The sequence below is a fragment of the Pantoea eucrina genome (assembly GCF_020079945.1).
Lineage (GTDB): Bacteria > Pseudomonadota > Gammaproteobacteria > Enterobacterales > Enterobacteriaceae > Pantoea > Pantoea eucrina.
Genome location: NZ_CP083448.1, coordinates 3,121,042 through 3,135,507 on the forward strand (window position 1 = coordinate 3,121,042; position 14,466 = coordinate 3,135,507).

At 58.8% G+C, this 14,466-nt stretch carries 12 protein-coding genes; 5 read left to right on the plus strand and 7 right to left on the minus strand.

Features of this window, described 5'->3' with window-relative positions:
- Window positions 1-140: 140 nt before the first annotated feature.
- Complete coding sequence (locus LAC65_RS14900) at window positions 141-2,462, plus strand: Tex family protein (RefSeq protein ID WP_039385659.1); 2,322 nt, start codon at window positions 141-143, stop codon at window positions 2,460-2,462.
- Between the two features lie 126 nt (window positions 2,463-2,588).
- The gene (locus LAC65_RS14905; RefSeq protein ID WP_039380965.1) at window positions 2,589-4,274 is read left to right on the plus strand and encodes an alpha-amylase family glycosyl hydrolase; all 1,686 of its coding nucleotides are present in this window, start codon (window positions 2,589-2,591) and stop codon (window positions 4,272-4,274) included.
- On the opposite strand, the gene bioH is transcribed toward LAC65_RS14905, so the two are convergent.
- Window positions 4,255-5,028, minus strand: coding sequence for a pimeloyl-ACP methyl ester esterase BioH (gene bioH / locus LAC65_RS14910; RefSeq protein WP_039380968.1), 774 nt, complete (start codon window positions 5,026-5,028; stop codon window positions 4,255-4,257). The two genes, LAC65_RS14905 and bioH, sit on opposite strands and share 20 nt — an antisense overlap.
- A gap of 35 nt (window positions 5,029-5,063) precedes the next feature.
- Between bioH and gntX the strand changes: the two genes are divergently transcribed.
- The gene (gene gntX, locus LAC65_RS14915) at window positions 5,064-5,741 is read left to right on the plus strand and encodes a DNA utilization protein GntX (protein ID WP_039380970.1); all 678 of its coding nucleotides are present in this window, start codon (window positions 5,064-5,066) and stop codon (window positions 5,739-5,741) included.
- A gap of 58 nt (window positions 5,742-5,799) precedes the next feature.
- Window positions 5,800-6,375 carry a Fe-S biogenesis protein NfuA gene (gene nfuA / locus LAC65_RS14920; protein WP_039380973.1) on the plus strand — a complete coding sequence of 192 codons (576 nt, stop codon included), beginning with the start codon at window positions 5,800-5,802 and terminating at the stop codon, window positions 6,373-6,375.
- Window positions 6,376-6,413: 38 nt separating this feature from the next.
- On the opposite strand, the gene malQ is transcribed toward nfuA, so the two are convergent.
- From malQ to glpE, 4 genes are all read right to left on the minus strand, one after another.
- On the minus strand, window positions 6,414-8,468 hold the full coding sequence (malQ, locus tag LAC65_RS14925; protein WP_039380975.1) for a 4-alpha-glucanotransferase: 2,055 nt from the start codon (window positions 8,466-8,468) through the stop codon (window positions 6,414-6,416).
- A gap of 132 nt (window positions 8,469-8,600) precedes the next feature.
- On the minus strand, window positions 8,601-9,359 hold the full coding sequence (locus LAC65_RS14930; RefSeq protein ID WP_039380978.1) for a DeoR/GlpR family transcriptional regulator: 759 nt from the start codon (window positions 9,357-9,359) through the stop codon (window positions 8,601-8,603).
- A gap of 32 nt (window positions 9,360-9,391) precedes the next feature.
- Window positions 9,392-10,222, minus strand: coding sequence for a rhomboid family intramembrane serine protease GlpG (gene glpG / locus LAC65_RS14935; RefSeq protein WP_039385660.1), 831 nt, complete (start codon window positions 10,220-10,222; stop codon window positions 9,392-9,394).
- 28 nt (window positions 10,223-10,250) lie between these two features.
- Complete coding sequence (gene glpE, locus LAC65_RS14940) at window positions 10,251-10,577, minus strand: thiosulfate sulfurtransferase GlpE (protein ID WP_039380980.1); 327 nt, start codon at window positions 10,575-10,577, stop codon at window positions 10,251-10,253.
- A 228-nt stretch (window positions 10,578-10,805) separates the two neighbouring features.
- On the opposite strand from glpE, the gene glpD reads away from it, so the two are divergent.
- Window positions 10,806-12,314, plus strand: a complete 1,509-nt coding sequence (gene glpD / locus LAC65_RS14945; protein ID WP_039380983.1) for a glycerol-3-phosphate dehydrogenase — start codon at window positions 10,806-10,808, stop codon at window positions 12,312-12,314.
- Between the two features lie 144 nt (window positions 12,315-12,458).
- Here the strand turns inward: glpD and iolE are convergent, their stop codons facing one another.
- Window positions 12,459-13,355: a myo-inosose-2 dehydratase gene (gene iolE, locus LAC65_RS14950; RefSeq protein ID WP_039380985.1), complete on the minus strand. Its 897-nt coding sequence runs from the start codon at window positions 13,353-13,355 to the stop codon at window positions 12,459-12,461.
- 59 nt (window positions 13,356-13,414) lie between these two features.
- Window positions 13,415-14,428, minus strand: coding sequence for a bifunctional inositol 2-dehydrogenase/D-chiro-inositol 1-dehydrogenase (gene iolG, locus LAC65_RS14955; RefSeq protein WP_039380988.1), 1,014 nt, complete (start codon window positions 14,426-14,428; stop codon window positions 13,415-13,417).
- Window positions 14,429-14,466: the final 38 nt, after the last annotated feature.

The window sequence follows — 14,466 nt, forward strand, 5'->3', positions numbered from 1 at the left end:
GCGACGCTGCCGCAGGCAGCAAGATGCGGGCGCGATTCAGAAAAAGATGGATTGCCGCCCGGCTGGCTGGCAATTTACGCCCTCAGTCCGTATAACTGTCCCCTGTTTTTAACCCCGGATAAGCAAGATCGTTACTGATGATGAAAGATTCGCTGAGCCAGATTATCGCAGGTGAGCTGCAGGCACGCGCCGAACAGGTTGATGCCGCCGTACGCCTGCTGGATGAAGGGAATACCGTCCCCTTTATTGCACGTTACCGTAAGGAAGTCACCGGCGGGCTGGATGATACCCAGCTGCGCGCGCTGGAGAGCCGCCTGAGCTATCTGCGCGAGCTGGACGATCGCCGCCAGTCGATTCTGAAATCGATTGACGATCAGGGCAAACTCTCGCCGGAACTGGCGCAGGCTATCAACAGCACGCTGAGTAAAACCGAGCTGGAAGATCTCTATCTGCCTTACAAGCAGAAGCGCCGTACGCGTGGCCAGATCGCCATTGAAGCGGGCCTCGAACCGCTGGCTGACACATTGTGGAACGATCCCTCGCAGCAGCCGGAAGCGGTAGCTGCAGGCTTTGTGGATGCGGATAAAGGCGTGGCGGATACGCGCGCCGCGCTCGATGGCGCACGCTATATCCTGATGGAGCGGTTTGCCGAAGACGCCGCGCTGCTGGCAAAAGTGCGCGACTATCTGTGGAAAAACGCCCATCTGGTAGCACGTGTCGTTGAGGGCAAAGAAGAGGCGGGCGCTAAATTCCGCGACTATTTTGATCATCACGAAGCGCTGAGCAGCGTGCCTTCGCACCGCGCACTGGCGATGTTTCGCGGCCGCAACGAAGGCGTACTGCAGCTGTCGCTGAATGCCGATCCGCAGTCTGAAGAGGCGCCGCGTGAAAGCTATGGCGAAACGCTGATTGCCGATCACCTGGGTCTGCGCCTGAATAATGCGCCGGCTGACAGCTGGCGTAAAGCGGTGGTGAGCTGGACATGGCGCATCAAGGTGCTGCTGCATCTCGAAACCGAACTGATGGGCACCATCCGTGAACGGGCCGAAGATGAAGCGATTAACGTCTTTGCCCGCAATCTGCACGATCTGCTGATGGCCGCTCCGGCCGGTATGCGCGCCACAATGGGGCTTGACCCTGGCCTGCGCACCGGTGTGAAGGTTGCCGTAGTTGATGCGACCGGCAAACTGGTGGCCACTGATACGGTCTACCCGCACACCGGTCAGGCGGCGAAAGCGGCGGCGGCCGTCGCGGCGCTCTGTATAAAGCATCAGGTTGAGCTGGTGGCGATTGGTAACGGCACCGCTTCGCGCGAAACCGAGCGCTTTTTCCTCGATGTGCAGAAACAGTTTCCGCAGGTCAGCGCACAAAAAGTGATCGTCAGTGAAGCGGGCGCCTCCGTCTACTCCGCTTCGGAACTGGCGGCGCTGGAGTTTCCTGACCTCGACGTATCGTTGCGCGGTGCGGTCTCTATTGCCCGTCGCCTGCAGGATCCGCTGGCCGAGCTGGTCAAAATTGACCCTAAATCGATTGGTGTGGGCCAGTATCAGCATGATGTCAGTCAGAGTCAGCTGGCGAAAAAGCTGGATGCCGTGGTTGAAGATTGCGTTAACGCCGTTGGCGTCGATCTCAACACCGCCTCGGTCGCCCTGCTTACGCGCGTAGCGGGTCTGACGCGCATGATGGCGCAGAATATTGTGGGCTGGCGTGATGAAAACGGACGTTTTCAGAACCGTCAGCAGCTGCTGAAAGTGAGCCGCCTCGGACCAAAAGCGTTTGAACAGTGCGCCGGCTTTCTGCGCATCAATCACGGTGACAATCCGCTGGATGCCTCTACGGTGCATCCGGAAGCGTATCCGCTGGTGGAGCGTATTCTCTCTGCCACTGAGCAGGCGCTGGATGCGCTGATGGGAAATCCCGGCAGCCTGCGCAATCTGAACGCGCGCGACTTTACCGATGAACGCTTTGGTCTGCCTACCGTGACCGATATCATCAAAGAGCTGGAAAAGCCGGGCCGCGATCCGCGTCCTGAGTTCAAAACCGCGCAGTTTGCCGAAGGCGTGGAAACCATGAACGATCTGCTGCCCGGCATGATTCTGGAAGGCGCCGTGACCAACGTGACTAACTTTGGTGCCTTTGTGGATATCGGCGTGCATCAGGATGGACTGGTGCATATCTCCTCTCTCTCCGATCGCTTCGTGGAAGATCCGCATCAGGTGGTGAAAGCAGGCGATATCGTGAAGGTCAAAGTCATGGAAGTGGATCTGCAGCGTAAACGTATTGCGCTCACTATGCGTCTGGATGAACAGCCGGGTGAGAGCAATGCACGCAGCGGTAGCCGACCTGCTGCCAGAGAACCGGCGCGCGCCGCAAATCCGGCCAAAGGGCGCGGCAAGCCTGCGCCTGCAGGCAACAGTGCCATGGGTGATGCGCTGGCTGCGGCTTTTGGTAAAAAGCGCTGATTTCAGCCTGCTAATCTGCCTGCAGCCGGCAAATGGCTGCAGGTAACAGGTTGCGAAATTGTCCCGTCAGGCTACGCTGAAAAAATCTGTGTGATCCACTGACCTTCCGCGTGGCCTGACAATCTGATGGATAAAATCAACGCCCTGCTCGATGAGATCTATGAAGGAGACCTGCCCGCCATCGCGCGCGAGCGTCTGCTGTCACATATTCGTGCCGCGCGCGACAGCGTGAAAATGCCACGCAAAGCGCACTGGGATGAGAAAGATGTGGTGCTCATCACCTACGCCGATCAGTTTCGTGAGCCGGAGCAGCCCACCCTCGCCAGCTTTACACGCTTTTATCAGCAGCACCTGCAGTCTGCTTTTAACCTGGTGCACCTGCTGCCATTCTTTCCCTACTCGTCCGATGATGGCTTTTCGGTTATCGACTACCACAAAGTCAATCCGATCTGCGGTGACTGGCAGCAGATTGCGGCGCTGCACAGCCAGACGCGGCTGATGTTCGACTTTGTCTGCAACCATATCTCGGCGCACAGCGCCTGGTTTCGTCACTATCTGGCGCAGGACCCGGGCTGGGATGATTTTTTTATCAGTATGCCGCCGGCCACCGATCTCAGCGCCGTGACCCGCCCGCGCACTTCGCCGCTGCTTACGCCTTTTACCCTGGCCGACGGCAGCACGCGCTATATCTGGACCACCTTCAGCGCCGATCAGATCGATCTTAACTTCGCCAGCCCGGATGTGCTGATCCGTATGATCGGCGTGCTGCTCGACTACCTGAAAAAAGGTGCGGATTATGTGCGGCTGGATGCGGTTGGCTATATGTGGAAAACGCCGGGCACGCGCTGCATTCACCTGCATAAAACCCATTTGCTGGTGAAGCTGTTCCGCGCCGTCGCCGATGTTGTTGCGCCGGGCACGGTGATCATCACGGAAACCAACGTGCCGCACCAGGATAACATCAGCTATTTTGGCCGCGGGGATGATGAAGCGCAGATGGTATATCAGTTTTCTCTGCCGCCGCTGGTGCTGCAGGCGATCCATGCCGGTTCAGCGCGCGCGCTGCGTCAGTGGGCCGCCTCGCTGACGCCCGGCAGCGGCAGCACCACCTTTTTTAACTTTCTCGCCTCGCATGACGGTATCGGCCTGAATCCGGCGCGTGGCATTCTGTCAGAGCCTGAAATTGTTGCCCTGGTGCGTGAGCTGGCGCTGGAAGGCGCGCTGGTGTCATATAAAAACAACCCCGACGGCACCACCAGCCCCTATGAAATCAACGTTACCTATCTCGATGCGCTTAACCATCAGACCGATGATGATGAGACGCGCCTGCGCCGTTTCCTGCTGGCGCACGCCATTCTGCTGGCGTTTCCGGGCGTGCCCGCGATTTATATTCAGAGCATCCTCGGCTCGCGTAACGATAACGAAGGGGTGCGCGCTGCCGGCCACAACCGCGCCATCAATCGCGAAAAATATAGCCTGCGTGAAATGGAGCAGTGGATCAGCGGCGGCGACTGGCTGCGTCAGCAGGTGTTTGAACGGCTGAGTGCGCTGATCCAGCTGCGCACCCGCCAGCCCGCTTTTCATCCCGATAACGCCATGACTCTGCTGGAGAGCGACAATGCAGTCCTGCTGTTTCGCCGCCACGCGCCAGATGAAGAGGGGCTGCTGTGCCTGTTTAACCTGAGCAGCCGTGAAATTACCGCCACGCTGCCGCAGGCGCGCCACTACCAGGATATCGTCAGCGGGCAAAAGGTGGACGGCAGCGCGCCGGTGACGCTCGCTGCCTGGCAGTTTATGTGGCTGCGTGGATAAACTGCGTCACGTGCCCGCAGAACGCCTCAGGATGTGAGATAAACGGCGCATGCGCTGCCTTTTCCATGACCACTGACGGGGAGCCGGGCCAGCGCGCATCCAGCTCGGCGGCAATACGTCGCGGTACCAGCCCATCCAGCGCCCCATAGAGGCGCAGAAACGGCACGCTAAGAGTGTCCAGCGTCGGGCGCAAATCGCTCTGCCGCAGAATCTCCAGCCCGCTCTGCAGCGCCGCAACTGACGGCATCGGCTGCGACAGCACCACCTCTTTCAGCTGACGCGCATCCTGACGCGCATTTTCTGTCCCCATGGTCTGTAATGCCAGAAAGCGCTCAACGGTGCGCCGGAAATCGTCACTGAGCTGCTGCTGAAAACCGGTCAGGGTGTCGGGCTTAATCCCCGGCCACTCCGCCTGCGCGGTAAAACAGGGCGAGGAGGCTACGCTGATCAATGCAGAAACGCGCGCCGGCTGCAGCAGCGCCAGCTGGCTGGCAACCAGCCCGCCCAGTGACCAGCCCAGCAGCGTGGCGCGTTCAGGCAGCTGCGGCAGCAGCTGTTGCGCCATCTGTATCAGCGTCAGCGGACCGGCCGCTGCGCTGCGGCCAAATCCGGGCAGATCCACCAGATGCAGGCGAAAATGGGGACTGAGTCGCGGAACAATGTGTTGCCACACTTCGGCATTCAGTCCCCAGCCGTGCAGCAGCACAAGATCGCGATCGCCCGCGCCCGTGGTGTGCCAGTAAAGCGAACTCATCGGTTACACTCCCGAAAAGTGAAAAAGAGGTCGCTATGCTATCAACCCCGGCCCGCTGCTGGCTATGCCATCTTCCGCTGCAGATTGCACACCACGGCTTGTGCACTCTCTGTCTGCATCAGCTGCCGCTCCTGCCGGCGCTCTGCCCCTGCTGCGGCCTGCCAGCCACTGCAGCGCAGCGCTGCGGTCGCTGCCTGCGTCAGCCGCCGCCGTGGCATCGCTTAACCTGCGTCAGCGATTACACTCCGCCGCTGAGTGACTGGGTACAGCAGCTGAAATTTTCCGGCGCGATCGCACTCAGGGTGATGCTGGCGCGGCTGCTTTTGTTAAAATTGTTAACAACGCGCCGGAATGAACCCGCTACGGCGTTCGATCTGGTGCTGAGCGTGCCGCTGCATCATCAGCGCGCTTGGCAGCGCGGCTTTAATCAGTCAGCGCTGCTTGCGCAGCCGCTCGCACGCTGGCTGAGGTGTGAGTATCGTGAAGGTGTCAGCCGGATACGTCGCGGCAGCACCCAGCATCAGCTTAATGCCCGCGCGCGCCGTCATAATCTGCGCAGCGCGTTCCGCCTTGAAATGCCGGTGCAGGATCGCCATATCCTGCTGATTGATGATGTGGTCACCACCGGCAGCACCGTAGCGGAGATCAGCCGCCTGCTGCAGGCTGAGGGCGCCGCCAGCATCCATATTGGCTGCCTGTGCCGTACCTTGTAGAGCGTCGGTGTTGGGCGTATTATAACCAGGTAATTTAGTCAACTATTGAGCAATCGCCATGATCCGTATTACTGATACTGCGCAAGAGCATTTCGCAAAACTGCTGTCAAAACAGGAAGATGGCACCCAGATCCGCGTATTCGTTATTAACCCGGGTACGCCAACCGCCGAGTGCGGCGTCTCCTACTGCCCGCCTGACGCGGTAGAAGCAACGGATACCGAACTGAAGTTCGATAAACTCTCTGCCTATGTGGATGAGCTGAGCGCACCCTATCTTGAAGATGCAGAGATTGACTTCGTTACGGATAATCTCGGCTCTCAGCTGACCCTGAAAGCGCCAAACGCGAAAATGCGTAAAGTCTCTGACGATGCGCCGATGGCAGAGCGGGTCGAATATCTGCTGCAGGCGCAGATCAATCCGCAGCTGGCCAGCCACGGTGGCCGCGTGTCGCTGATGGAGATCACCGATGATGGCATCGCCGTGCTGCAGTTTGGCGGCGGCTGTAACGGCTGCTCGATGATTGATGTCACGCTGAAAGATGGCATTGAGAAAGAGCTGCTGGCTGCCTTCCCGGAGCTGAAAGGGGTTCGCGATCTCACTGAACACCAGCGCGGCGAACACTCCTACTACTGATAGTTTATGCGGCAGCGCCCTGCGCTGCCGCGGTTTTACTACGCTTTACGCGCCTCGCTTACCGTTTTCAGCAGTTTCTTCACGCCCTTATCCGCAAACGCCTCTTCCAGCGTAAAGCTCCACTTGCGTCGCCAGTTAGGATACTCATCTGTTGTGCCCGGCACGTTAACCGGCGTTGTCATGCCCATCCAGTCCTCCGGCTGCAGGCCCAGCAGCGTGCTGCGGGTAAGCGCCAGAAAGCGATGGATAGCCTGATTAAAGGCTGGCGTCAGCGCCTGTTTTTCCGCCTGCTTTGCACTGCGCGCCGGCATGGCCCCGGCCTGATGCAGCGCATCCAGCAGCGCCTGTTTCTGTTCCACGCGCTGCGCCTGCAGCGACTGCAGCGTACTGCCTTTATACATACCCAGCTTCTCGCCCAGTGCCAGATCCTCCGCCTGCCAGAAGCCGCTCAGCGTCGGCAGATCGTGCGTGCTGGCACTGGCGATGGACTGCGGCGGATAGCTGTCGGGCAGGCGATAGCGCCCCTCTTTTTCCTGCTCGAAGAACAGTACTTTCCAGGAGAAAACCCCGCTGTCGCGCAGCAGTTTGACAATTTCCTGCGGCACGGTGCCGAGATCTTCGCCAATCACCATGCAGCGCATCCGCTGGCTCTCCAGCGCCAGAACCGCCAGCAGATCCTCTACCGGATAGGAGACGTAGGCGCCTTTATCCGCACCTTCCCCATGCGGGATCCACCACAGTCGCAGCAGCGACATCACATGGTCGATGCGCAGCGCGCCGCAGTCGCGCATATTCGCGCGCAGCAGGTCGATAAACGGCTGATAGCCACGCGCGCGCAGCACGTGCGGATCGAGCGGCGGCAGCCCCCAGTTTTGTCCCAGCGGTCCCAGCGGATCGGGCGGCGCGCCGACCGAAGCGCCAAGTTTATATAGCTGCGGATCCTGCCAGGTTTCGGCACTATGTTCAGCCACACCTACCGCCAGGTCGCGGTAAAGCCCCACCGCCATACCCAGCTCCTGACTGCGCTGCCAGCAGTCACTGAACTGCTGATGCGCCAGCCACTGCAGCCAGCTCCAGAAGCCAATCTCCTCTTCATGCTGCGCGCACCAGGCCTGGACTTCCGGCTGCGCGGCACTGCGTAAACCCTCCGGCCAGGTTTCCCAGCCCCACCCCTGCTCATCCTGCCCGCTGCGCTCAGCCAGAATGCCATCAAACGCGGCCTGATAACGCAACGCGTCGCCGCCCGCCGTCAGAAACGCCTGGTAATCCGCTTCCTCTGCCGCCTGCGGCTGATACTGCTGCCAGGCCAGACGCAGCGCCTCCAGCTTGAGTGCCGCCACTGCCGCATAGTCAACTGCCTCCACCGCGCGCGCCTTCTCCAGCGCCTTGCGGGTTTTCGCACTCTTCCACCAGCGCTGTGCCGCGGCGCTCTGCTGAAATGCTGCCACCTGGCTGACGTCAATATAGAGAATATTCAGCCAGCGGCGCGACGCCGGGCTGTAGGGGCTGGCGAGATCGGGCTGAGCCGGATAGAGCGCATGCAGCGGGTTAAGGCCAATAAAGTCGCCGCCGTGCGCCGCTACCTGCTCCAGCATCCGTTTTAAATCGCCAAAGTCACCGATACCCCAGTTCTGCTCTGAGCGCAGCGTATAAAGCTGCACCAGCGCACCCCAGCGTTTTTCTCCCTGTGCCAGCGGTTCAGGCAGGTAGCAGCGACGCGGCGCAATAATCAGGCGCGACTGCCACTCCTGACGCCCTTTACGCAGGCTGAGCTGATGATAGCCCTGCGTCAGACGCGGCGGCAGCGTCAGCATCTCGCCACCCTGTACCGTGCCGCTGTGGCTTTTGCCCTGCTCAGTGGTCAGCTGCCAGGTAAATTCACCTTTGCCACCCACCGCAAGCTCGCGCCGGGCGCGTGCCACAAAGACCTGCACCGGCGGCACCGGCGGCGCTTTACCTGCCGGCGCCTCCATTACCGCCAGCAGCGCCTCTTTGGTCTCATCGCTGATGGTTTCCTTTTCCCCTCTGGCATTCACAAAACGCAAGGCAATTCCCGCCGCTTCTGCGGCCTGATCCAGTTTATTGAGAGACATCAACGCTCCTTTCGCGTCCGGGCTGGCGGATAGAGATCAAAAGGATAAGTAAAGTCGCGCCTGGTGAAAAAAGCGACCGGATCGGAAGGGAGAGGGAAAAAATAGCTGCCGGGCGCGTGGCCCGGCGCAGGATCAGCAGAGTTCGAGATGAACCTCATGCTGCTCAATCACTTTAAGCACGCTGGCGGGAGGCTTCTGATCGGTAAACATGTAATCAATCAGTCCCATATTGCCCAGATTGACCATAGCGTTACGCCCGAACTTTGAGTGATCCACAACCAGCATTACGCAGCGCGAATTGTCGATGATGGCTCGTTTGGTCCGGACTTCATGGTAGTCAAACTCCAGCAGCGAGCCATCCATATCGATGCCGCTGATACCGAGAATGCCGTAGTCGAGGCGGAACTGCGAGATAAAGTCGAGCGTGGCTTCGCCCATGATCCCGCCGTCACGCGTGCGCACTTCTCCGCCGGCGATGATCACCCGGAAATCGGGCTTGCCCATCAGCAGAATGGCAACGTTAAGGTTGTTCGTGACAATCCGCAGATCGTTATGGTTCAGCAGCGCATGGGCAACCGCTTCGGGTGTAGTACCGATATCAATAAACAGCGTTGCGCCATCCGGGATCTGACTGGCCACGCGTGCGGCGATGCGTGCCTTTTCTGCCGACCACATCATTTTACGATCCTGCCAGGCGGTATTTTCCGAACTGGAGGGCAGCGCCGCGCCGCCGTGATGGCGCTGAATTTTATTCTGATCGGCCAGATCGTTTAAATCCCGGCGGATGGTCTGCGGACTGACCGCAAAATGCTCAACCAGCTCTTCCGTACTGACATACCCCTGACGCCGGACCAGATCGATAATGGCGTCATGACGTTGCGTCTGCTTCACATCTCTCTCCTCGGCTTGCAGCCGTATTCTTTTTATCTCTGATGACGGGCAGCGTGGCGCGTATCCACAAACGCCATAGCCAGCCCGACCAGCAGGCCGGTCACGTGCGCGGCATTAGCAATTGCCAGACCAAATGCGCCGTACCAGCCAATTACCAGCCATACAATAGCGAAACCAATCAGTCCGCGCTCCAGATAAATACCGCTTTCGGGATCGCGCTCGCCGCGCAGCCAGCAATAGCCCATCAGCGCATAGACCACACCCGAAAGACCGCCAAACAGCACGCCGCTGAATTTGGCCTGCATCCAGCCGCTGAGCAGCGCAGAGATCAGCATAATCACAAACAGCTTGCCGCTGCCGAGTCGCTTCTCGACCGCTCCGCCGAGATACCACCACCACATCAGGTTAAACAGGATATGCAGCAACGAAAAGTGCAGCAGCGCATGGCTGAACCAGCGCCAGACCTGAAAATATTGCGAGGCGTCAGCCGGCCAGCCCAGCCAGGCCAGCGCGACATCATCACCCGCAATCTGCATCAGAATAAACACTGCGACGCAGAGCGCCATCACCGAAAGCGTCAGCGGTCCGGCGCGTTCGCGAATCGTGGCCCAGACGTTGCTGCGCTCATAGTGCAGCCCGCTGCGGGTGCTGCCGCTGCGCCAGCTGGCCGCCTGATAGCGCGGGTGATTAGGGTCGCGAACGAATTGCGCAAGTTCGTTTTCGACCATCTGCAGCTGGCTCTCATCATCCAGCACGATCACAAAGTGACTTTCCTGCTCTATGCGCAGCGTCACACCGCGCGTCGCCATATAATCCACAAACGCCTGCGCGGTGCGGGCGTGGCTGAACCGGGTAATACGCATCATGCTGCGCTCTCCTTAAGGTGGCGGGTCAGAGACTACCGGTCGCGGTCTGCGCAGGAAACGCTGCACGCCAGGCGTCAAACCCGCCATCAATGCTGTACACCTCACTGAAACCCTGCCCCAGCAGAAACTGCGCGGCGCCTTTGCTGCTGTTGCCGTGATAACACATCACCAGCACCGGCAGATCGCGGCGCGCCTGCGCGATAAAGTCCGCCAGGTTGTCATTGGAGAGATGCTGCGCGCCAGCGGCATGTCCCAGGGCGAAACTCTGTGGATCGCGAATATCGACCAACTGCGCGCCCTGCGCCAGCTGCGTGTTTGCCTGCTGAACGTTAATACACTCGAAGGTTTCCATCGTTATCTCTCATTTAGCTGTTCTGTTTGCGCCTAGTTTACCCTGAGAAACAGGTGCCATTACCTGATAAAGAAAAGGGTTATCTGTTTTTTTTCCTGCCGGAATGTTAGCTGCATCACGCAGGAATGTTTTTATTGCGTTAAAGACTGGCGAAAATGTTGGTTTCCGATTATTATTACGCTCGAAAACGAACATTTTAGAACTATTCCGAACATCGGAGGAGATGACGTGGAAACCAAAGACCTGATCGTGATCGGCGGCGGCATCAACGGAGCCGGCATTGCAGTGGACGCTGCAGGACGCGGACTGTCTGTGCTGATGCTGGAGGCGCGGGATCTGGCGTGTGCCACCTCCTCCGCCAGTTCCAAACTGATTCACGGCGGCCTGCGCTACCTTGAACACTACGAGTTTCGTCTGGTTGGCGAAGCGCTGGCCGAGCGTGAAGTGCTGTTAAAAATGGCGCCGCATATCGCTTTCCCGATGCGCTTCCGCCTGCCGCACCGCCCGCACCTGCGTCCGGCGTGGATGATCCGTATGGGCCTGTTTATGTATGACCGCCTCGGCAAGCGCACTACGCTGCCGGGCAGTAAAGGTCTGCGCTTTGGCGCGGAGTCGGCGCTGAAGCCGGAAATTACGCGCGGTTTTGAATATTCCGACTGCTGGGTGGATGATGCCCGCATGGTGGTGCTGAACGCGCAGGAAGTTGAGCGTAAAGGTGGCGAAGTGCGCACCCGTACCCGCGTTAACCGCGCATGGCGTGAAGGCGGCATGTGGATGGTTGAGGCAGAAGAGGTCGATACCGGCAAAATTCTGACCTGGCGCGCTAAAGGCCTGGTTAATGCGGCCGGCCCGTGGGTTAAACAGCTGTTTGACGACGGCCTGAAGCTGAAATCCCCTTATGGCATTCGCCTTATTAAAGGCAGCCATATCGTGGTGCCGCGCGTGCACACCGAAAAGCAGGCTTATATTCTGCAGAACGAAGATAACCGTATCGTGTTTGTTATTCCGTGGATGGATGAGTTCTCTATCATCGGTACCACCGACGTTGAGTACAAAGGCGATCCGAAAAACGTTAAAATTGATGAGGAAGAGACGCGCTATCTGCTGAAGGTGTTTAACGCGCACTTCAAAAAGCAGCTGACCTCAGATGATATCGTCTGGAGCTACTCCGGCGTGCGTCCGCTGTGTGATGATGAGTCAGATTCACCGCAGGCGATCACCCGTGACTATACGCTGGACGTGCGTGATGATAACGGCGGGGCGCCGCTGCTGTCGGTGTTTGGCGGCAAGCTGACTACCTATCGCAAGCTGGCAGAGCATGCGATGGAGAAACTGGCGAAGTACTACCCGAACGCCGGCCCGGCCTGGACAAAAAATGCCGTGCTGCCGGGTGGTGATTTCTCCGGTACGCGTGAGGACTACGCTGCCGGTCTGCGGCGCCGCTATCCCTTTATCAGCGAAAACATGGCGCGGCACTATGCCCGCACCTACGGCAGTCGCACCGAAATGCTGCTTGAGGGTGCCACCAGCCTGACCGATCTGGGCGAGAATTTTGGTCATGAGTTCTATGAAGCTGAACTGCGTTATCTGGTCAAAAACGAGTGGGTACGTGAACTGGATGATGCTATCTGGCGCCGTACCAAGCAGGGTATGTGGCTGAACACGGCCCAGCAGGCGCGCATCAGCGAGTGGCTGGCGCGCAACAGCCAGAAGCCGGCGCTTTCGCTCGCATCGTAAGGTCTGTTATCCGCTTTACCGACCCCGCACCCGCTGCGGGGTTTTTTATGTCGCCGGATAACCGATTCAGGAAGAGCGTGCAGGGATAACAGAACAGCGCCGCTGCCCCACAGAAGCGGCAGCGGCGCTGGCACAGAGCAGCAATCAGAGTCCGGCGTGTTCGCGGATATATTTGCGCGCTTTTACCGCATATTCAAACGGGTTGGCGATAGCCGGATCCTGCTCCGCCTCTACCACCATCCAGCCTTTATAGCCTGCCTCGTCGAGAATTTTAAACACCGGCGCGAAATCGATCGCACCATCTCCCGGCACGGTGAAGGTGCCTTTCTTCACGCCATCAAGAAACGACAGGGATTTCCCGCGCACTTCAGCCACCACTTCGTCGCGCACATCTTTCAGATGCACGTGGAAAATACGCGGCAGATGCGTGGTCAGTACGTCCAGCATCGCCTGCTGCGCTCCTTCAGAGTAGTAAATATGGCCGGTATCATAGAGCAGGCCTACGCTGTCGTGGGTCAGCGCCATAAAACGGTCAATCTCTTCCGGCGTCTGGATCCCGGTTCCCATATGGTGGTGCAGCGTCACGCGCATGCCCTTTTCTGCGGCAAGCTGCGCCAGTTCGTTATAGCCTTCCGCCGTCAGGCGCCACTCTTCGTCACTGAACACCGGTTTCTGCTCAAACACGGCCAGCGTGGTACCCTGAATACTTTTGCTCTGCTCTGAACAGCCGATAACGCGCGCGCCCATCGCATGCAGGAAGTTCATATGGTTGATGAACTCATCGATGGTCTTCGCCTTATCGCCGTTAGCAAAAAAGGTGCTGAACCACGCGTTGCAGATCTCAATGCCGCGGATATCGAGCATCGGTTTCAGAATCGCCGGATCGCGCGGGTATTTACTGCCGACTTCGCTGCCGGTAAAACCGGCCAGCGCCATTTCACTGACCGTCTGCTGGAATGTGTTCTCTTTGCCCAGATCGGGCATGTCGTCATTGGTCCAGCCGATCGGCGCTATCGCCAGCTTTACATTCTCTTTGTTCATCTTCAGATCCCGGAATCAGGGCGGCGGAGCAGCCGCGCCGCCGCAAAAAAAGTAGCAGGTTATTTGCTGTAGAATGCCGGACGCGGTGGCATTTCAACCGGCTCAATCGCGCCGCTGTTCTGTGCTTTCAGGCAGGCGTCAGCTGCTACTGAAGCGGCAAAGCCATCCCATGCGGAAGGTCCGGTAAGCTCACCGGCTTTAACATCGTTGATAAACGCCTGCAGCTCGACGTCATAGGCGTCGATAAAGCGATCTTTCCAGTCGGTCAGCAGCGGCGTACCGAGGCGCGCATTTTTACGCGTCTGGATCGCCGACGGTTCTGGCAGACGGGCGATGCCCTCTTCTCCCACCACTTCACACTGGATATCGTAGCCATAGGCGCAGTTCACGAAGATCTCCACATCGATGCGGATCCCTTTCTGCGTTTCAAACAGCACAATCTGCGGATCTTTCAGCTGCGCATGCGATTTTGACGTGACGCGCGGAAAGACCACCTGCACCGATTTATAGTCATCCTCCGTCAGCCAGCGCAGCACATCCAGCTCGTGGATCAGCGTGTTGGTGATGGCCATGTCGGTGGTGTAGTTCTCACCCACGCTCTGATTACGGTGCGCACAGTGCAGCATCAGCGGTTCGCCAATTTCACCTTCAGTAATCACTTTTTTCAGGGCGCGGTAGCCCGCGTCATACGGGCGCATAAAGCCCACCTGCACCAGCCGTTTGCCATGCTGAATTTCCGCATCCACAATACGGCGGCAGCCTTCCGCACTCATCGCCAGCGGCTTTTCACAGAATACCGGCTTGCCGGCAGCGATAGCCGCCAGGGTAAACTCTTCATGCGTCGGGTCCCAGGAGGTCACCAGAATGGCGTCAACCTCCGGCGAGGCGATCACCTGATGACCATCCTGATAAACCTCCGCGCTGATATTCAGCCGCTGCAGCGCCGCCCGGGCCCCCTCAACGTTGATGTCGGAAACCGCCACCACTTTTGCGCCCTGCAGTACGTTGTTACAGCGACGGATATGCTCCTGACCAATTGCACCGGTCCCGATTACCCCGAGTTTGAGCGTCATGATTACACCTGTAGAGTCAGATAAGAGATAAGACGGCC

What these genes read in the sequence shown, in the direction of transcription:
- LAC65_RS14900 (WP_039385659.1), top strand. Translation starts at nt 141, where the DNA reads ATGAAAGATTCGCTGAGCCAGATTATCGCAGGTGAGCTGCAGGCACGC.
- LAC65_RS14905 (WP_039380965.1), top strand. Translation starts at nt 2,589, where the DNA reads ATGGATAAAATCAACGCCCTGCTCGATGAGATCTATGAAGGAGACCTG.
- bioH (WP_039380968.1), bottom strand. Translation starts at nt 5,028, where the DNA reads ATGAGTTCGCTTTACTGGCACACCACGGGCGCGGGCGATCGCGATCTT.
- gntX (WP_039380970.1), top strand. Translation starts at nt 5,064, where the DNA reads ATGCTATCAACCCCGGCCCGCTGCTGGCTATGCCATCTTCCGCTGCAG.
- nfuA (WP_039380973.1), top strand. Translation starts at nt 5,800, where the DNA reads ATGATCCGTATTACTGATACTGCGCAAGAGCATTTCGCAAAACTGCTG.
- malQ (WP_039380975.1), bottom strand. Translation starts at nt 8,468, where the DNA reads ATGTCTCTCAATAAACTGGATCAGGCCGCAGAAGCGGCGGGAATTGCC.
- glpG (WP_039385660.1), bottom strand. Translation starts at nt 10,222, where the DNA reads ATGCGTATTACCCGGTTCAGCCACGCCCGCACCGCGCAGGCGTTTGTG.
- glpE (WP_039380980.1), bottom strand. Translation starts at nt 10,577, where the DNA reads ATGGAAACCTTCGAGTGTATTAACGTTCAGCAGGCAAACACGCAGCTG.
- iolE (WP_039380985.1), bottom strand. Translation starts at nt 13,355, where the DNA reads ATGAACAAAGAGAATGTAAAGCTGGCGATAGCGCCGATCGGCTGGACC.
- iolG (WP_039380988.1), bottom strand. Translation starts at nt 14,428, where the DNA reads ATGACGCTCAAACTCGGGGTAATCGGGACCGGTGCAATTGGTCAGGAG.